Consider the following 17,754-nt stretch of genomic DNA (forward strand, 5'->3'; position numbering starts at 1 on the left):
ATCTGAGATAAGCACTCCATGTGCAAAAAAGGGAATGAACCTAAGTCCACTCCCTTTCAAATTTAACTTTAATAAACAGTAATCTAAAGCCTAGTTCCTATGAATTAGAACCTTAGACTAAAAACTACCTCATTTCCCACGCTCTGTAAGTACGGCCTTTAAGCTTACCGTTGGTGATCTTATGCAGAGCACGCTTAGCGACTTTACGATCAACCGCTACGTATGAACGGAATTCGGTGATCTTAATCTTACCCACTTCAGAACCTTGAATGCCATCTTCACCAGTTAACGCACCTAAGATATCACCAGGACGAACCTTATTCTTCTTACCGCCATCAATCTGCAAAGTCACCATTTTAGGCAGAGTTGGCAAGGTGTCTAACAAATTCTCTGGTGGTAACGCTTCGCTCGTGATTTCGCGATCAAGATACTCTTCTAATAGCTTAACCTTGTAATCATCTTCGCTGTTAAAGAAAGTATAAGCGGTGCCTTTACTGCCCGCACGGCCAGTACGACCTATACGGTGAATATGCACTTCAGTGTCATAGGCAAACTCATAGTTAACCACCATGTCCAAGGCTTCGATATCCAGACCACGTGCAGCAACATCGGTAGCCACCATGACTGAAGCACTCTTGTTAGCAAACTGCATCAAGGTGATGTCTCTGTCTCTCTGCTCAAGATCGCCGTGCAAAGCCACAACACTGAAACCATCATTGGCTAAAGTCGCAGCAACATCTTTGGTTTCGCGCTTAGTATTACAGAAAACTACGGCACTCTCTGGTCTATGCTGCAGTAATAATAGACGCAGTGCTTTTTGGCGATCTTTATTGCTTTCTAGCTGATAGAAATGCTGATCGATGGTGTTATCGTCATGGGTGGAGGTCACCTTAACGACAACAGGTTTAAACATGATCTCTTCAGCGATCTTCTGGATCTGCTTAGGGAAAGTTGCACTAAACAGTAATGTCTGACGCTCACGAGGCATCTCAGCCATGATGTAGTCTAGATCCGGCAAGAAGCCCATTTCTAACATACGATCCGCTTCGTCAAGCACTAGCGTATTAACATGCTCAAGGTTTAAACGCTCACGCTGAAGGTGATCGATAATACGCCCAGGTGTTCCCACGATAATGTGCGCGCCATGCTCAAGTGAACCAATTTGCGGTCCCATAGGCACGCCACCACATAGGGTTAATACCTTGATGTTGTGGATACCACGGGCAAGAGTCCGGATCTCTTTCGCCACTTGATCGGCAAGTTCACGAGTCGGACACAGTACCAAAGATTGAATACGAAAACGCTTTACGTCTAGCTTGTTCAATAGACCCAAACCAAAGGCCGCAGTCTTACCTGAACCTGTTTTACCTTGGCCAATAACATCTTCACCATTTAATATCGCTGGTAGACTCTGAGCCTGAATTGGCGTCATCGAGTCGTAGCCCATAGTTTTTAGGTTATCTACTAGTTCAGGTTTTAGCGTTAATGTCGAAAATGACATATTACTGTCTGCATTTGGGGTAACTTGGCTCAAGGTCTATTCCTATTTTTATCACGACGAGACACTCATCATGAAAGCGACAATCAAATCTATGATTTATATATACCGCTGATATCAATCGAATTTATCGAGCCTGGTCTTATCGTGTGAAATAGACAATATTGCGGCTAGATAATAATGGGCGTGATTATAGCAAGTATTGAAATGAGTTGCTTGCATCCTTAGTGCTTACTGGAATAAACAACAAAAGAAGAAACTAAAGTGGGAGATGTTTTAAAATGCACCTAGCGGCGAATATTCACAGCTAGGTTTGTTCTTAATTGAAATAGATGCGTCCTATTCAGCCAGCTGGCCTCTCAAGGTTAACGCTATTCTATCTACCCACCAATCAACGGCATCACGTGCGTCGTCGGTAGAATCGATCATGGTACTGAGATCTTTACTGCCCGCTTTTCTATCGATAACAGCAACGATCGGATCCCCTGAACTGGCGTCACTGATCATCATCTCTATGGTAGCACTACCGACATTGGTGTGCTCGCCAGTGACAACCTTGGCAATCGTGGAAATACCGAGTCCAATCGGAAGTAGGCTACTGGTGACCGCTAGAATAGGATTAGGTGTTTCAATATTCGTTAGAGCAACGCTTATTCTTAAGGTCTTCTCTTTTGGCATATCCACCAGCTTAAAATGAGTTGAGGCCTTCTCTCTTATTTTCTCAATCAGATACTCTGAGACTTCGACGATCTGCTGCTCAGATAAATTGTCATAACGAGTCTTATCATCCAATACTAACCAAACCTGATCGATCATAACGCTATCATACTGCTTAAGTATCTCGTTCAAGTCTTGAATGCTCTTTATGCCTGGCTTAGCCCAAATTAGATCGCTCCCCCCATCAGGACCTGGTCTGAAGTCATCAAAAGTGCTAAACATCTGTGACTGACGGTAATCCTGAATAACACCACAACCAGAAAGCATCAATAACATGACACTCACTAAAATTCGATAAAGTTTCATAAAAGATCGTACCTTTGATTAAATATAATTATACAGGAGTGTAGTAATGGTGTTAGCTGCGTGAAGTTTACTCAAAAAAAAGAGCTAGGGATAGTTATATATTCAAAATACATAATGAAGATAAATAAAAAAGCCCCGACTAAACGGGGCTAAAATAATACAGTGATGAAGCGTTAGCTTAAGCTATAACGGCCTCTACATCATTAGGCTTATCGGCGTCTAATCGCTTGATCACCACACCATAGATAATCAAAGAGATCGCTGACACTGTCGCGATTGCCGCAAACACATACCAAATGTAGTGGGCATTGGCCGACGCACTGACCCAAGCTTCATGGGACTCGAAGGTACGTGGATCAGGGCAGTAAGCTTGCAACAGGTAACCAGACAAACCGAAACCGAGCAGCGAGCTGATAAAAGAGTGCAGGTGTGAGAAACCAAGGTATAGCCCCTCTTCCCCTTTTGGCGCCTGCAAAGAGAAATACTCTAAAAAGCGTGGCGAGATAAATGACTCTGCCAATCCCTGAAACATGATTCCCAGTATCATCATGGCTGCAATGGGATGCATCTGCATAAAACCAAGGTCAATATTGCCCTCCAACATATTCCCAGAAGCCATTAAGAGGGCCGAGAATGGCATGATAAACATGCCTATAGTCATGGAGAACAGTGCACTTTTCCTACTCATCAATGAGGTCACAAAGCCCACGGTAAGGAAAACCACTAACGGATTTACGTTAGCGTACCAAGATGGCGATGCCCCTTCACCCGCCATACGCAGAACATACTTAGGCATGGTGGCGTACAACTGATGTTGCACCATCCAAAAGCCAGTAATGATTAAGATAAGTGCGATCAGGCGGCCATTAGTCAACACTTTTCCTAAGGCACGAACGACCTCAGCCATAGACTTGCCTTCAGTATTGGACTCGGCATTTTTAAAGAAAAAGAAGATACTAATAAACGCCACTAAGGTCATACCCGCAGCAAAATAATTTAAATTAATTAACCCCAGATCCCCCATCGACTCACGTAACGGCTTAACCACCGTTTTACCAGAGAAAGCGCCGATATTAACCATCATATAGAAGATGGAGAAACCTTTTGCCCGATTAGCCGTCGTAGTGGATTTGGCAACCGTTGCCGTGATCACCGCCTTAATAAACGAGCCACCAATCATGATTACAATAAGAATGGGAATAATCGCCCAGCGAATATCGGCGCTTTGTAAGCCATGATAGGTCACATCTCTACCATATTCGACTAGCCCTTTTCCCTCAAGTAGTGCGGGAAATATTGCCAAGCCAGAATAACCAATAGTCAACAAAGCAAATGCTAATAAGAGTGCGCTTCTAAAACCTATTTTATCTGCCAGAGCGCCACTAAAGGTGGGTAATAAATATAAACCTGCTGAAAATGAGCCCGCCAGCCACGCCGCTTCAACATCAGTAAAACCTAAAATGCGCGACAAATAGAGAGTGATCACAATGAACACTCCATAATAGGCGGCACGCTCTAATAGCTCTACCCCGTTTGCAATCCAAAATGTTCTAGGAAAACCCTGCTTCGTCCCCGAAGCCGTATTATTATTCATTTTATTATCTTCCGGTTCTAAATTGTCAATTAAAGAGTTTCATTACGAATTAATTCAAGCTAATGGCTTAGCGTTAATGATGCAAACTTCACCATGTCGATTTAATCTCTTTTCTATATCGATGTAAGATACCTAAGCAATGAACTGTTACTCATTTGAACAATTCTTTAACCCCGGCCCCCACCAGTAGTAAAGATACTAACATGATTGCAGGGCGCTAAGTCAGTTGAATCTAAAGGCTAAACAGCTCTTTATGTAAAGCAAACTCTCCAGACATCACCTAATCCGTGACGATATTTTTAGCCACGCGGATCCCCAAACGTTTACCCAGACGATGTAAATTTGCTCTATCGGTTTGCAGACGTTTTGCTGCCGCAGACCAGTTGCCAAATTCTTCGGACAGGACTTGAGTGATCACTCGGCGCTGAAATGCTTCGGTAGCCAGTTTCAAGTTAATGTCAACAACAGGTGTTGAATCTAAGTTCTGCTCACTTGGCAATGACAAGCCAGAATGATGACTCGAACTTAGTAACTCTGACTGTGTAGCGACAAGGTGCTCCATATGCGCCAAACCAATGCGAACAATCACTGATTTTGCACTGCCTTTGGCACGTAAAGCTGCGCGAGCGATCACATGCTCCAGCTCCCTGACATTACCAGGCCAATCATATTGGTTAAGTACCTCTAAAGCAGCGGCAGATAGCGTGAGTTGCTGCATACCTAGCTTTCTTCGAGTTAACTCAATAAAATAACCACTGAGCAAGGTTATGTCGCCTTCACGGACCCGAAGAGGGGGAACCGAAATGGGATACACACTCAGTCGATGATAAAGATCGGCTCTAAAACGCCCCTCAGCCACCTCCAATTTTAGTTTACGATTTGTCGCTGCCAAGATACGAACATTGACCCGTTCGATATCATCTTTACCAACAACCTGAATCTCTTGGTTTTGCAGTACCCTTAACAGCTTACTCTGCACCGAGAGCGGCAGTTCTCCTATCTCATCGAGAAATATGGTACCGCCATCAGCCAAACTAAACTTACCAATCCGACTTCGGTCAGCGCTGGTAAATGCCCCTTTTACATGACCAAACAACTCACTCTCAATGAGACTTTCAGGCAGTGCAGCGCAGTTGACATATACCAGCGGCCCCTCGACTCGTTTAGATTGTCGGTGCAGTGTTCTGGCCACCAGCTCCTTACCTACGCCGGTTTCACCTTCAATTAGAATGGAAAAATCTGAACTAGCCACCATATCTATTTCACGCTTAAGTTTAAGCATGGCAAGACTGTTGCCGATAAGTTCCCCACCATCTTTGACCAAGGCTTCATGGGTTAGCTCAGCCACTACCTGCTGATTATGCAAAGAATGCTGTTCCAACTCCTGTAATAAAATGGCTGTTTTCAGCGTTGCAGCCGACATCGCGGAGATGATATCTAAACTTCCCTTGGGAATGTCGTCAAAAACATTAGGCGTCATACTGTCCAAGGTAAGCACCCCAATTAATCTCCCATCAGACATTAAGGGCAAACCCATACAGGCATGAACAGGTAAGTCACCTTCGTGGGCGAGTAACATGCCATCATAGGGATCGGGTAATGGACTACTGGCGACAAAACGTATCGGGGTCGATGACTCGCAAATAGCAGCAAATCTTGGATGGACTGTAATTTCAAAACGACGCCCTAAGGTATCCGGAGTCAGACCCTGTTGTGCCAACGGCTTAAGAAAGCCTGACTGCACATCAAGCAGAACTACGGCATCACACTCCACCGCATGCCTGATGGTGCTCAGTAAACGCTCGAATCTATCTTTGGTGGTTAAACTATTGGCTAGATCCAGAGCTAACTCTATTAGGGTTTGCGATGAGATCTCCCCCATAATTTACCTCTCTACTTCATTGATTTGTCTATTACGTTGATTCACAAGTTAGCATGACCTGATACAAAAAACACCACAAGAGTCATTATGACTACATTACCATGTGGTCATAATGACTCATAATAATAACAAGGTAAATTAAAACCATTAAAAAACAACTAGATATATAGTTGGCACAGTATTCGCTAAATAGATGGAGTGAGGGGGAATAAGTCCAATCAAGCTGTAAAATAGCACTAGGTTGCTCCACACACGATAGACAACAAGATACCAAGTCAACATTAAGGAGTCTACGTATGAGAACAGCAAACACTGTCACTCAGTCACACTTTTCAACGACATGGTCTAGCCTTAACAATGACAACTTAGAAAACCAACATAACCGGAATTTCTCACTGGTTTTACTTAGTGGTAATAGCATCATGTCCATCTCCATGATAGGCATCATAATTTGCATCGTTATTGGCTATACCCACGATGAATATTTCTCTTTATGGACACAAGTAGCAAGCCATGTTGCGCTCATTTTTTTAGCTACAGCAGTCAAAATAGGTTACGTGATGCGTTGTATCGGCCTACATGGACTAGGCAGCATTCAACTTTAAACATCTCAATATACATAGACCACTATTTTTAATTAGCATTTGATCAATAAGAGCAGTAGATGAGCAGATCCCTTCATATGATAAATGAACCAAGTAAGCAACAGGCCAGCAAGGCAAGACTCAATCAACAACTAAACTCAACTGGGGAGCTTGAAGAAAAAATCGACCTTCCACCTAAGATATTAGCTTTTACTCAACTGCCTATATGGGATCTGGCTTTTCGTCCTTGGTTCCTTATCAGTACCTTAAGCTCAATCTTGAGTATCGGAGTATGGATCCTCTTTTTACATGGATACCTTCCCGCGCTAGCCACTGCGGGTTTAACACCAGTGGCTTGGCATATTCATGAGATGTTGTTTGGGTTCGGTGTAACCATAGCGGTGGCTTTCCTGCTGACTGCAGCACAAACTTGGACCAATAAGCGCAGTATCAATGGCGGTGCCCTGCTTACTCTCACTTTGATCTGGCTAATGGTACGTATTTTACTTTGGAGTGACGATCCTAGAGTTCAGGTACTCGCTATTGTTCTTCAGGGAGTTTGGTGGTTAACCAGTATCGGTTTTCTGGCTTCTATGGTTATCAGGGCCAAGAGTCGACGAAACTATCAATTTATCCCACTGCTGTCGGTCATGATGCTGCTTAATATGAGTTTTTTAATTGCCGATTATAGCGGCAATACTGAACTTGCTTTACACCTAGCCCGCACCACGGTCTTAACTTTCGGGCTGCTAGTTGGCATCGTTGGAGGCCGAGTTATCCCTTTCTTTACAGGACGCGGCGCAAGCAATGCTAAAGTGGTAGCAACACCTATCCTCGACAACATTCTGCCTGTGGTCACCATTATCGGTGTCTGTATCTTCTTCAGCGGCTATTTTTTTGAACTACCTTTCACACCTGCCATCGCCTTAATCAGTGCCGGTACTATCCACCTATTGAGATTATGGTTCTGGGATCCAATCTCCACCCGAAAAGTCCCACTGCTGTGGTCTCTACACTCAGCCTATTTGGCTCTTGGACTCGGACTTATCGCATTAGGGTTAAGCTATTATATCGACTTAATTCGCTTTGCCGATGCACTCCACCTCATCACCATTGGCACCATAGGTGGCATGATATTAGCTATGATTGCCAGAGTATCTCTAGGCCACACAGGCAGACCGCTTAAACCGCTCCCATCGTTGAATATCGCTTTCGCGTTGGTATTTATCGGCACGCTAATACGATTTATTCTGCCACTATTCAATATGCCTATATTAGCTTGGGACATCAGTGCCTTCTGCTGGATAGGCGCTTTTTCCATTTTCGTCTGGCACTACACTCGCATCCTGATGAGCAAGAGAGTCAGTTAAGCTGGTATTACCTTTTATCTCAATCGACATCAAATTACATCATAACAACACAACTTAGATTACAAGGATATTTAGATGTTATCTGAAAAACATATCAGCATAGTTAAGAGCACCATTCCCCTTTTAGAGTCTGCTGGTACAGCGATCACTGAACATTTCTATCAACGAATGTTTATCCATAATCCTGAACTGAAAGATATTTTTAATATGAGCCATCAAAAAATAGGTGGCCAACCCGCAGCCCTGTTTAATGCCATCGCTGCTTATGCTAAAAACATTGATAATTTAGGGGCTCTATCTGGCGCCATTGAACGTATTGCCCATAAACACACAAGTTTCAATATTCAACCGGATCACTACCCAATAGTGGGCCACCATCTACTTGAAACTCTGCGAGAGTTGGCCCCCGATGCTTTTACGCCAGAGGTTGAAGAAGCCTGGGGCGCTGCCTATGGTCTACTCGCTGGTATCTTTATCCAACGTGAAGATGAACTGTATCAAAAGAGTGCTAATCAAGCAGGTGGTTGGCTTGGTGCAAGACAGTTCCGAGTGACAGATAAACGTGAAGAATCAAGCCTAGTCACCAGCTTTACCTTTAGTCCTATCGATGAGCAGCCAGTGATTGACTATGAGTCGGGTCAGTATTTAGGCATTAAAGTCGCGCCGACTAATCACGAGTATCAGGAGATTCGTCAATATTCGCTGTCAGATAAACCCAATGCCAGCAGCTACCGAATTTCAGTCAAACGTGAAGCCATTGGGATACCCGGTGTTGTCTCAAACCATCTGCATGATCACCTCAATGTTGGTGATATTGTTGATATCTATCCACCAGCGGGTGATTTCCATTATGTCGAACGTAGGGCACCTGTAGTGCTTATCTCTGCTGGCGTTGGCGTCACCCCTATGCAATCTATGCTGGAGATGTTGGCCGATAAACAATTTGATAAGCCCGTCTTCTATTTACATGCTTGTGAAAATATAGAGCAACACTCATTTAATCAACGTGTAAACCTGTTAAGTGAAAAGATAAACCTTCAGCACCATACCTGGTATCGAGATGCCAGTGGCCTGAGTGAAACAGAGTTGAGCGTTAATGTTCAGCAAGGATTTATGAATTTAGCGCTATTGAAATCGCAACTACCTCTAAGTGATGGTGACTTCTACCTTTGTGGTCCTGTTGCCTTTATGCAGTTTGCCAAGCAGCAACTCGTTGCATTAAACGTCAGTGATGATCGCATCCATTATGAAGTCTTTGGTCCACACTCGGCTCTGTAAGGGTTAAGTTGAAAATCAGGAGTTGAGGGCAAAATCATTGCACTCGACTCCTTCCCCAGTCCTAATACTGCATGAATAATTCAATTAAGCTGATTAGATAACTACTTAATCAAATAGTGATTATGCAGCTCGCCCCCTTCATCGCTGTAGGCTTGCCGACCGATAATTTGCTCCCTGTCGATACTGCTGATCACCTGCAAAATATCCATCAATATGTTTTGCTGATACCGGTAAGCACTGTGAACAGACACTTGTTCGCCATGGGAATCCTCAAGCCCTTTTAGTACGGTACTGTTAGCATAATTCCCGGCATTGACCCCGACAATATTACCTCGAAGATTATAATAGTCATCAATACCATGGCGTCCCAACCGGTCACCGCCAAACCGTTTAACACTGGAAGCTTTCAACGCCCTATCATGCTTTGAGTAATAGACATGCACTCGGCGGGAGAAGTCTGCAATATAACGACCTTTGCCGTCGAGTTCGATATCGCCCGATGCCAAATCCGGCGCTATCATCACGGTTTCATCAAACAACATCCGCCCCATAGGGGAACCAAGATCATCGGACAGATACTCCATCCCTTTACGCAGCAAGTAGTTCCCCATTGAGTGAGCAATGCAAAAAGAGGTCGAGAAACACGTTCTGGCGTTGCGGGTAACCAACTCATTGAGAGCCAGCAAGAAACGAGTAAAAGCACCGACAGAGTCCCGAACCTCCTCCCGGTCTGACAGGTACATGGACGCCTTGCCTGATGAAGGCCAAGAAAATCCCACAATCACAGGCGGGTAGCCACAGAGCTCATCACTGCCGAGCTTCTGTTCCAGCTCATGTACTACATCCACACTTTCGCGGTAATTTGTGTTGTAGCCATGAATATAAATGCCCACCTTAGGCGTATTCACTCCGGACGCTTTTAGTCGGGATAACTCTGCCATTAACGTCTGCTCAAATCCCCTTCGACCCGCTTTGGTAAAGACACCATCAGAACTGGAATAGTCATACTGATAATCAAACTTTTTCCCGGCTCTCTCCTCATCACCATATTCGCCATTATTAATCCGTCTATTCGTCACCATAAATAGCATATATATACCCCTTTTATTCCCCAACAAAAATAGAGTCTACTCATAGAAATAAAGCAGCATCCCCACCTGCAATAAACCGATAGATTTATAATATTTTTTTACTGTGATTCATCCTGTAGCTTTTTATTACCAAGCTCGCCACAAACAAGCCCATCAACACACCGCCGAGGATAAACAACACATCCCCCAGCATTCGTGCCCAGACAAAACTGCGCACCAACTCACTCTGCAATACTTCCGGGGTTCTGGCATACCAATACCCTTTTTCAAGTACCGCACGGAATTGGATTAATCCCACAGGTAATAGCGACATACTCAACATGGCAGCGAGACCGATATTGAGCGCCCAGAAAGATCCTTTAAGTAAGTTATTAGTGCGTTTATCCAGATCGAAATGGTGCCGTAAACAGATCAACATCAAACCGATGCCCAACATGCCGTAAACTCCCATAAACGCCCCATGTGCATGAGTTGCAGTGGTGTTTAACCCCTGAATAAAGTACAAAGAGATTGGAGGATTAATCAAGAATCCCAGTAAACCCGCGCCCACTAGATTCCAGAAAGCTGAAGCGACAAAGAACATAATGGCCCACTTATATCTGGCCATCCAGGGCGCTTTATTACCCATGGTATAAGTTTGATAAGCTTCAAAACCGATCAAGCTCAGCGGCACAACCTCCAAGGCGGAGAACATGGAGCCCCAGGCTATCACTGACGTAGGCGTTCCAGTAAAGTACAGATGATGTAAGGTACCGAGAATACCGCCAGTTAAAAATATCGCGGTCGAGAACAAAACTGCAAAGGTGGCACTGCGGCCACGAATAAGCTGCAGCCGAACAAATATCAGGGCCAATATCGCAGTAGCAAAGGTTTCGAAGAAGCCTTCTACCCAAAGATGCACCACCCACCAACGCCAATATTCGTTGATGGCAAGGTTGGTATGTTCACCCATCATAAAGACCGCACCATAGAAAAAACCAATACACAGGGTTGACACATAAAGGAGGATAAACAGCGGTTTTTGCTCTGACTTATCTTTAAATACCGGGTACACCGCCATCGTGACCAGCACCAACCAAAACATCAATCCCGCAAATAACAATATTTGCCAGAAACGCCCAAGATCGACATATTCCTGACCCTGATGACCAAACCAATATCCGGTTTCTAAACTCATCCAATCTTGCTGTATCGCGAGCCACTCGCCGATCATAGAACCGACCACTACGATCAGTAATGCTACCCAAAGCAAGTTAATGCCTAACTTCTGGTATTTTCCTTCTTGCCCCGACAAAGCAGTAGCGACAAACAGTCCCGTTCCTAACCAGATGGTCGCGATCCAAAATACGGCAATTTGAGTATGCCAAGTACGCGTTAGCGAATAGGGAAAGACATCGGCAATAGGAATACCATAGAACTCTTGACCTTCAACGCCATAGTGAGCCGTTAACCCACCAAGAAAGATCTGCACCACAAACAGGGCAATAGCGGTATAGAAATATTTGTAGGTTGCCCTCTGGGCTGGCAACGCATTGCGCTCCATCAAAGGATCGTCATCGACGTGGGGCAGTTCATCATGCTTGATAGCGGAGTGATACCAAGCTAAGGCCCCCACACCACCCAGCAAGAAAACGATACTTAAAATGGACCAAAAAATGGAGTCTGAGGTGATCACATTGCCCACTGTGGGGTCATAGGGCCAGTTATTGGTGTAAGTATACGCTTGTCCTGGTCGTTCAGTAATTGCAGCCCAAGCAGTCCAGAATACAAAAGCAGTAAAAGCTTCCCGTCGCTCCAGCGTACCTAAGGTGTTATCCATCATCGCGTAATCATTACGTAGCTGTTCTGTCTCAGGTTCATTACCAAACAGAGAAACATAATGTGCTGTTACCACGGCAATGGCCGCAACCCGAACCGGTGACAGCGTTATGCTACCATCATCAGAGTTATAGGTATTTTTTCTAGCCTCACGTCGGTAAGCATCCGTTAAGATCAGCTGCTGTTCATAGCTAAGTAAATCAAACTTATCCTGATACAATCGGTTGGCGGAAACTTCTAGCCAAGCCAGCTGTTCTCGGTGGAGCCAATCTGCAGTCCAATCTGGGGCGATGTAAGCACCATGCCCCCAAATGCTACCCAGCTGATGACCACCCATAGAGCGCCATGCCATCTGACCGGTATCGATATCATCATAGCTATAAACTTGATTTCCCTCTGTATCAATGACGATCTGGGGAATTGGTGGAGCTTGTCGGTAAATTTCACTACCAATAAACAAGAGAACAGAAAAAGAAGAGACACAAACAGCAAGTAAAACGATAAGAGCGTTACGGCTACGGCGTTCCATAGTAGCCTCCACTTGGAGTGTTGTACCAATAATCTAAACATTCATTTTATATGAATCAAGGTAAAACGCCCTAAAGAGGATAACAATATAGCAAGCACTTTAGGCGTTCCAAATAATTATAAGTCATGAAATAAAGGACTTATTTCAAGATTGAATTCATCGCCCCCTCCCTTCATCAGCACCGAATCGTCTTGCTATCCCGTCAAGGTTCAACCTACAACCCTATCTATATCAGCCCACCCTCCTCCTCGCTCTTAATGAACAATTCGGTTATTCTTTGGAAAATGTAATATGAACCAAATAAGAGCCTATCCGCTATGACTGACACATCAACGAAACCTAATATCAGTAAACAAGCACTCATCGATATTCTAAAATCTTGGAGTGATTCAAGCATCACTGCAGAGCAACTTCAGGATTGGATGGTGACTCATTTTGATCCCGATGAAACCGATGTCGGTCTAGGGGAACCGGAATGGACAGTAGAAGCGATGAGTATCGTGATGAATGAGTACGAAATAGCTAAGTTGCCTAAATTTCGCATAGAGAACGTACAACTAGCTATCGACTTCATTCAAGCCGATGAGTCACACTTTAATCAAACACGTCACCTCTTTCTACGCGAAGGCTTTAGCGATTAAATCACGATAGCTACAATAAGAGTAGGCTCGATAATGTTGAGCCTACAGATAAAGAAGCGGTTTAATAAAAACTACATTTTACTCGCAAATTGATAATGAGATAATAAGCCTGCAGTAGACAGGCTTCGTTCAATTAAAAGTTAGCTGGATGCCCTTGATCATACTTGCTATGTTTCTCGTATATCGGGATGGTTTTGCCACGCTGGCATCGTGCGCATGTATTCCTTTGTGGTATTTTCAGCTCCGCCTCTAGAGAGTTCTTTATTCTCCTTCATGACCCACTGAACCATTCGTTCAAATCTCTCGCTAAACGCCTGTAACTTGCCATTACCATCAGTGCAATACTGGCAATAAGTACCATCATTAATTGACATACCACAACTTTCACAATGATTAGAATGTTTCATCTTTTTGTCTCTTCTTGGTTAATATAGTTTGAGAAGCGGACGCGATAGATTCAAGGCTTTTAATTAAAGCAGTGCGCTCGCTAGCTGTTAATAGTTCCATGCTGTTTTCCAGCAACTCTCTATCCAGCACTTCCTGAGTTTTATTAAATATTTCTCGGCCACTTTTCGTCAGCCAAACAAAGGTTTTGCGTTTATCTCGATCATCTTTAACCCGATCAACATATCCATTGGCTTGTAATCTATCAATAAGCTCACTCATTGCAGATTGGGCACGATTAAAATGGCTAGCGGCTTCAGTAACGGTTAAAGGACCACTAAGTACAAGATGATTCATTACCGCTATTGCCTCAGAGGAAGGCCTTTGTACATCGTTTTCCCAAGAGGAATGAAGGTTCCTATATACGCTCTGGTATAAAGAGATAAATTGTTCAGATGAATCGTCTATTTTCATAATTCCAACTCTATCAAACGAAATTACATCGTCAATCCCGATGCATTCTAGCCAAAAGACTCAGTGACTAATCTCCTAGTGTAAAGCGAGATAATCACTCCACAACCCCTACCGACAGTAAATCTGATAAAACTTGCACTTGAGATAACGGTGTTCAACACTGACATATGCTAAAACTGTTACATTTTTAAAGTCTCAGTTATAGATTGATTTAATTGATGCTTGTATTATTTACAGGCATAAAAGTAACCAACAAAAAAATAACGAGTTAGATATTGGTTTTAAGAAAAAATAAAACTATATCGCCTAGGAATAAATAATAATGAAAACAAAACTAACCCTAGCTGCAGTATGTATGTTGGCTGGCAGCGTTCAAGCACAAACGTTATTACTACAAGAACCCAGTATCGCCCAAGATAAATTAGCCTTTGTATATGCGGGGGATATTTATGTATCTGACCAACAAGGTAAACAGGTAAAACGTATTACCTCCCATGCAGCCAATGAATATAGCCCTCATTTATCGCCAGATGGTCAGTGGGTTGCATTTACTGCCGACTATGAAGGTAATAGTGATGTGTATCTGGTACCTGTTGATGGTGGTCAACCACAACGATTAACTTGGCACCCAGATGTTGATGAAGTGAAAAGTTGGTCTGCCGATGGCAAGAGTATTTTATTTACTTCTCGTCGTGACATCGCACACAACCGCACCGGACAACTATTTAGTGTACCTATGCAAGGCAGCTTCCCTACCAAAGTGATGGAGGCGGTGGTTTTAGATGGAACAATGAATGCAGATGGTTCTAAATTAGCTTATAACCCTGAGCGCTTAGCCCATGGCGGTAAAAATGGCTGGCGTAATCACCGTGGTGGCACTACGCCGCCAGTGTGGATTTACGATCTAAACCAGCATAGTTATGAGGAGGTTCCACACGGTAACTTTTCTGATAGCTCACCAATGTGGGTTGGTGACCATGTGTATTTTATTTCAGATCGCAGTAAGCATAAGAACATCTACAGTTTTAAACATGGTCAGGTAAAACAAGTTACCCATTTTAGTGATTGGGATATTGCTAATGCCAATGCATTTGGCACTGATATTGTCTTCGAGAAGGGCGGCGCATTATTTGTACTTGATACCCTATCAGGTAAAAGCCGTCAGCTTAATATCGATATTCAAGCCGATTTGCCTCAACGTCGCAGCCAATGGAAAGATGCAATGCCAGCACTCTCCAGCAGTCAAATTTCAGCGACAGGCAAACAAGTACTGCTAAGTGCCCGTGGTGAAGTGTTTAGCGTTCCTGTAAAGGATGGAAGCACCTACAACTTGACCAACACATCGGGTCAGAATGAGCGTGATGCTTTGTGGTCACCCCTTGGTGAACAGGTTGCCTATATCACAGATAAAGGGGGAGACTATCAGTTGGTATTGGCGGATCAGTTTGGACAGATCCAAAAAAACGTCGATTTAGGCAAGCATACCGCCGACTTTACCCTGTTTAATTGGATGCCTGACGGGAAACATATCGTTTATGGTGACTCCAATATGGCCTTATGGTTAATTGAGCTTAAGTCTGGTAACAAAACCAAAGTCATGAAGAATATTGCGATGACACGTTATGATGTGGTGAGTTCGCCTGATAGCAAATGGTTAGCCTATACCCAAAATAACACTAACTATTTGCGCGACTTGTATTTATACAATATTGCTGAGAAGTCACACCATAAAGTCACCGATGGCATGAGTGATAATGCAGAACCTGCATTTAGTCCAGATGGTCAGTATCTGTATTTTGCCTCTTCAACAAACAAAGGATTAACCGCATTCGGACTCGACCTATCCAGCCAAGAGCAACCGCTTCGTTATGGCTTATATGCTGCTGTATTACAAACAGAGGGTAAATCACCATTAATGCCTAAACTTGCTGACGAAGCATATCGCCATCTTGACGGCAGCAAGGATGAAGACGAAAAAGATAGCGAGGCTTCTACGCCTAACATCGACATCAAAGGCCTATCATCGCGAATTATATCCCTGCCAGTACCACAACGTAATTACTGGGGATTAACGGTTGCACAAGACAACAATTTGTATTTCATTGAAGGGGTGCAAATAGGCTCTAGTATTGAAATTGATGGCAACCCATTAAACACTTCACAGTTAAAACGTTTCAATTTCGAAGAGCGTAAAGTAGACAATGTGGCTGACAATATTGAGTCTGTTACCGTTTCTGCTGATGGAAAGCAATTATTATTAGTGGGAAGTGGCAATGAAATTTCTACTGCCGAAATTGCAGAAACGATTGAAGTTAAGTCACTAAACACCGCAGATGTTAAAGCCCTCATTAATCCAGTCCAAGAGTGGGCTCAAATATTCGACGAAGCATGGCGCAATGAGCGTGATTATTTCTACGACCCCAACATGCATGGGCTGGATTGGCAGGCGGTATACGATAAATACCAACCACTACTAAAACATGTCGGTCGCCGTGAAGATCTAAATAGCTTAATGCGTGACATGATTTCAGAAATGGAAGTGGGTCATAACTATATTGTCGGTGGTGATGTTCACCGTGAAGAGACGATATCAGTGGGGTTATTAGGCGCTGATGTTCAAATCGATAAGGGCCTTTACCGCATCACCAATATTTACACTGGAGAAGCTTGGAATCCGCACCTTAAAGCACCATTGGCGGTACCTGGCAATAAGATTAATGTTGGTGATTACATTCTAGAAGTTGATGGTCAATCGGTAGATGCCTCCGTTAATCTCTATTCACTGTTTGTCGGCAAGGTGGATAAACAAGTTCGCTTAACCATTAGCCACGATGGCAAAGCTAACAATGCCCGCACTCTTGTGGTCGAACCAATTAAATCAGATTTCAATTTACGTCACTGGAACTGGGTTGAAAGCAACCGTAAATATGTCGAAAAAGCAACTGATGGCAAAGTGGGCTATGTGTATTTACCCAACACCACAACAGCTGGTTACACCTCATTTAACCGCATGTTTTTCGCTCAAGTTGATCGTCAGGGCATTATCTTGGATGAACGCAGTAACGGTGGTGGTCAAGCCGCCAACTATATTATTGATGTATTGAGCCGTCAGCATTTGTCGGGCTGGAAATACCGTTCAGGTGATATGGTTTATGACACGCCAGCAGGGGCAATTTATGGCCCTAAAGTGATGTTAATTGACCAAGATGCAGGTTCCGGTGGCGATTTTTTACCTTACGCATTTAAGCGTCTAGAACTCGGGACTTTAATAGGAAAAACAACATGGGGGGGCTTAATTGGTATTTCTGCCAACCGTAACTTTATTGATGGCGGCCGAGTGACAGTGCCAAACTTTAGGTTCTTTACCCCAGATCATGAATGGCGTGTTGAAAATGAAGGTGTGACGCCAGATATTGAAGTGGAATTAGATCCGGTTGCCGTGAATAAAGATAAAGATCCTCAATTAGATCGTGCCATTATAGAAGTTCAGCAACAGTTAAAAGACTTTAAGCCTGTGCGCCATGATACTCCACCGGCTTTCCCAACTGAGTTAGGTCAGTAATATATTTACTGCCTTAATTCGCGCTA

The 17,754-nt window shown here is 43.7% G+C and carries 13 protein-coding genes; 5 read left to right on the top strand and 8 right to left on the bottom strand.

Annotated elements, in window-relative coordinates; genetic code table 11:
* Nucleotides 1–124: 124 nt before the first annotated feature.
* The 4 genes from dbpA to norR form a co-directional block, all read right to left on the bottom strand.
* Nucleotides 125–1,501, bottom strand: coding sequence for an ATP-dependent RNA helicase DbpA (dbpA, locus tag HWQ47_RS23115; RefSeq protein WP_269971837.1), 1,377 nt, complete (start codon nt 1,499–1,501; stop codon nt 125–127).
* Between the two features lie 336 nt (nt 1,502–1,837).
* The gene (locus HWQ47_RS23120) at nt 1,838–2,521 is read right to left on the bottom strand and encodes a DUF3313 domain-containing protein (protein WP_269968344.1); all 684 of its coding nucleotides are present in this window, start codon (nt 2,519–2,521) and stop codon (nt 1,838–1,840) included.
* A 178-nt stretch (nt 2,522–2,699) separates the two neighbouring features.
* A complete protein-coding gene (locus HWQ47_RS23125) occupies nt 2,700–4,115 on the bottom strand; it encodes an MFS transporter (RefSeq protein ID WP_269968345.1) in 1,416 nt (471 codons plus the stop codon).
* Between the two features lie 280 nt (nt 4,116–4,395).
* Nucleotides 4,396–5,997 carry a nitric oxide reductase transcriptional regulator NorR gene (gene norR, locus HWQ47_RS23130; RefSeq protein ID WP_269968346.1) on the bottom strand — a complete coding sequence of 534 codons (1,602 nt, stop codon included), beginning with the start codon at nt 5,995–5,997 and terminating at the stop codon, nt 4,396–4,398.
* 296 nt (nt 5,998–6,293) lie between these two features.
* Between norR and HWQ47_RS23135 the strand changes: the two genes are divergently transcribed.
* The 3 genes from HWQ47_RS23135 to hmpA all read left to right on the top strand — a co-directional run bounded on the left by HWQ47_RS23135 (nt 6,294) and on the right by hmpA (nt 9,229).
* Nucleotides 6,294–6,602, top strand: coding sequence for a hypothetical protein (locus HWQ47_RS23135; protein ID WP_269968347.1), 309 nt, complete (start codon nt 6,294–6,296; stop codon nt 6,600–6,602).
* Between the two features lie 59 nt (nt 6,603–6,661).
* Nucleotides 6,662–7,951, top strand: coding sequence for an NnrS family protein (locus HWQ47_RS23140; RefSeq protein WP_269968348.1), 1,290 nt, complete (start codon nt 6,662–6,664; stop codon nt 7,949–7,951).
* Nucleotides 7,952–8,026: 75 nt separating this feature from the next.
* A complete protein-coding gene (gene hmpA, locus HWQ47_RS23145; protein ID WP_269968349.1) occupies nt 8,027–9,229 on the top strand; it encodes an NO-inducible flavohemoprotein in 1,203 nt (400 codons plus the stop codon).
* A gap of 101 nt (nt 9,230–9,330) precedes the next feature.
* Here the strand turns inward: hmpA and HWQ47_RS23150 are convergent, their stop codons facing one another.
* A complete protein-coding gene (locus HWQ47_RS23150; RefSeq protein ID WP_269968350.1) occupies nt 9,331–10,320 on the bottom strand; it encodes an alpha/beta hydrolase in 990 nt (329 codons plus the stop codon).
* Nucleotides 10,321–10,405: 85 nt separating this feature from the next.
* Entirely contained in the window at nt 10,406–12,667 is a 2,262-nt protein-coding gene (locus HWQ47_RS23155) for a nitric-oxide reductase large subunit (protein ID WP_269968351.1), read from the bottom strand.
* Between the two features lie 317 nt (nt 12,668–12,984).
* Here HWQ47_RS23155 and HWQ47_RS23160 point away from each other — a divergent pair, with 317 nt between their 5' ends.
* Nucleotides 12,985–13,308 carry a hypothetical protein gene (locus HWQ47_RS23160; protein ID WP_269968352.1) on the top strand — a complete coding sequence of 108 codons (324 nt, stop codon included), beginning with the start codon at nt 12,985–12,987 and terminating at the stop codon, nt 13,306–13,308.
* 167 nt (nt 13,309–13,475) lie between these two features.
* Here HWQ47_RS23160 and HWQ47_RS23165 read toward each other — a convergent pair whose 3' ends face one another.
* Nucleotides 13,476–13,715, bottom strand: a complete 240-nt coding sequence (locus HWQ47_RS23165; RefSeq protein ID WP_269968353.1) for a zinc ribbon domain-containing protein — start codon at nt 13,713–13,715, stop codon at nt 13,476–13,478.
* Nucleotides 13,702–14,166, bottom strand: coding sequence for a MarR family winged helix-turn-helix transcriptional regulator (locus tag HWQ47_RS23170; RefSeq protein WP_269968354.1), 465 nt, complete (start codon nt 14,164–14,166; stop codon nt 13,702–13,704). The genes HWQ47_RS23165 and HWQ47_RS23170 overlap by 14 nt, the downstream gene beginning before the upstream one ends.
* Nucleotides 14,167–14,488: 322 nt before the next feature.
* Between HWQ47_RS23170 and HWQ47_RS23175 the strand changes: the two genes are divergently transcribed.
* Entirely contained in the window at nt 14,489–17,728 is a 3,240-nt protein-coding gene (locus HWQ47_RS23175; protein WP_269968355.1) for a S41 family peptidase, read from the top strand.
* Nucleotides 17,729–17,754 lie beyond the last annotated feature (26 nt).

It is taken from the genome of Shewanella sp. MTB7 (genome assembly GCF_027571385.1).
Classification (GTDB): domain Bacteria; phylum Pseudomonadota; class Gammaproteobacteria; order Enterobacterales; family Shewanellaceae; genus Shewanella.

What these genes read in the sequence shown, in the direction of transcription:
- HWQ47_RS23150 (WP_269968350.1), bottom strand. Translation starts at nt 10,320, where the DNA reads ATGCTATTTATGGTGACGAATAGACGGATTAATAATGGCGAATATGGT.
- HWQ47_RS23140 (WP_269968348.1), top strand. Translation starts at nt 6,662, where the DNA reads ATGAGCAGATCCCTTCATATGATAAATGAACCAAGTAAGCAACAGGCC.
- HWQ47_RS23135 (WP_269968347.1), top strand. Translation starts at nt 6,294, where the DNA reads ATGAGAACAGCAAACACTGTCACTCAGTCACACTTTTCAACGACATGG.
- dbpA (WP_269971837.1), bottom strand. Translation starts at nt 1,501, where the DNA reads ATGTCATTTTCGACATTAACGCTAAAACCTGAACTAGTAGATAACCTA.
- HWQ47_RS23175 (WP_269968355.1), top strand. Translation starts at nt 14,489, where the DNA reads ATGAAAACAAAACTAACCCTAGCTGCAGTATGTATGTTGGCTGGCAGC.
- hmpA (WP_269968349.1), top strand. Translation starts at nt 8,027, where the DNA reads ATGTTATCTGAAAAACATATCAGCATAGTTAAGAGCACCATTCCCCTT.
- norR (WP_269968346.1), bottom strand. Translation starts at nt 5,997, where the DNA reads ATGGGGGAGATCTCATCGCAAACCCTAATAGAGTTAGCTCTGGATCTA.
- HWQ47_RS23170 (WP_269968354.1), bottom strand. Translation starts at nt 14,166, where the DNA reads ATGAAAATAGACGATTCATCTGAACAATTTATCTCTTTATACCAGAGC.
- HWQ47_RS23155 (WP_269968351.1), bottom strand. Translation starts at nt 12,667, where the DNA reads ATGGAACGCCGTAGCCGTAACGCTCTTATCGTTTTACTTGCTGTTTGT.
- HWQ47_RS23160 (WP_269968352.1), top strand. Translation starts at nt 12,985, where the DNA reads ATGACTGACACATCAACGAAACCTAATATCAGTAAACAAGCACTCATC.
- HWQ47_RS23165 (WP_269968353.1), bottom strand. Translation starts at nt 13,715, where the DNA reads ATGAAACATTCTAATCATTGTGAAAGTTGTGGTATGTCAATTAATGAT.
- HWQ47_RS23125 (WP_269968345.1), bottom strand. Translation starts at nt 4,115, where the DNA reads ATGAATAATAATACGGCTTCGGGGACGAAGCAGGGTTTTCCTAGAACA.
- HWQ47_RS23120 (WP_269968344.1), bottom strand. Translation starts at nt 2,521, where the DNA reads ATGAAACTTTATCGAATTTTAGTGAGTGTCATGTTATTGATGCTTTCT.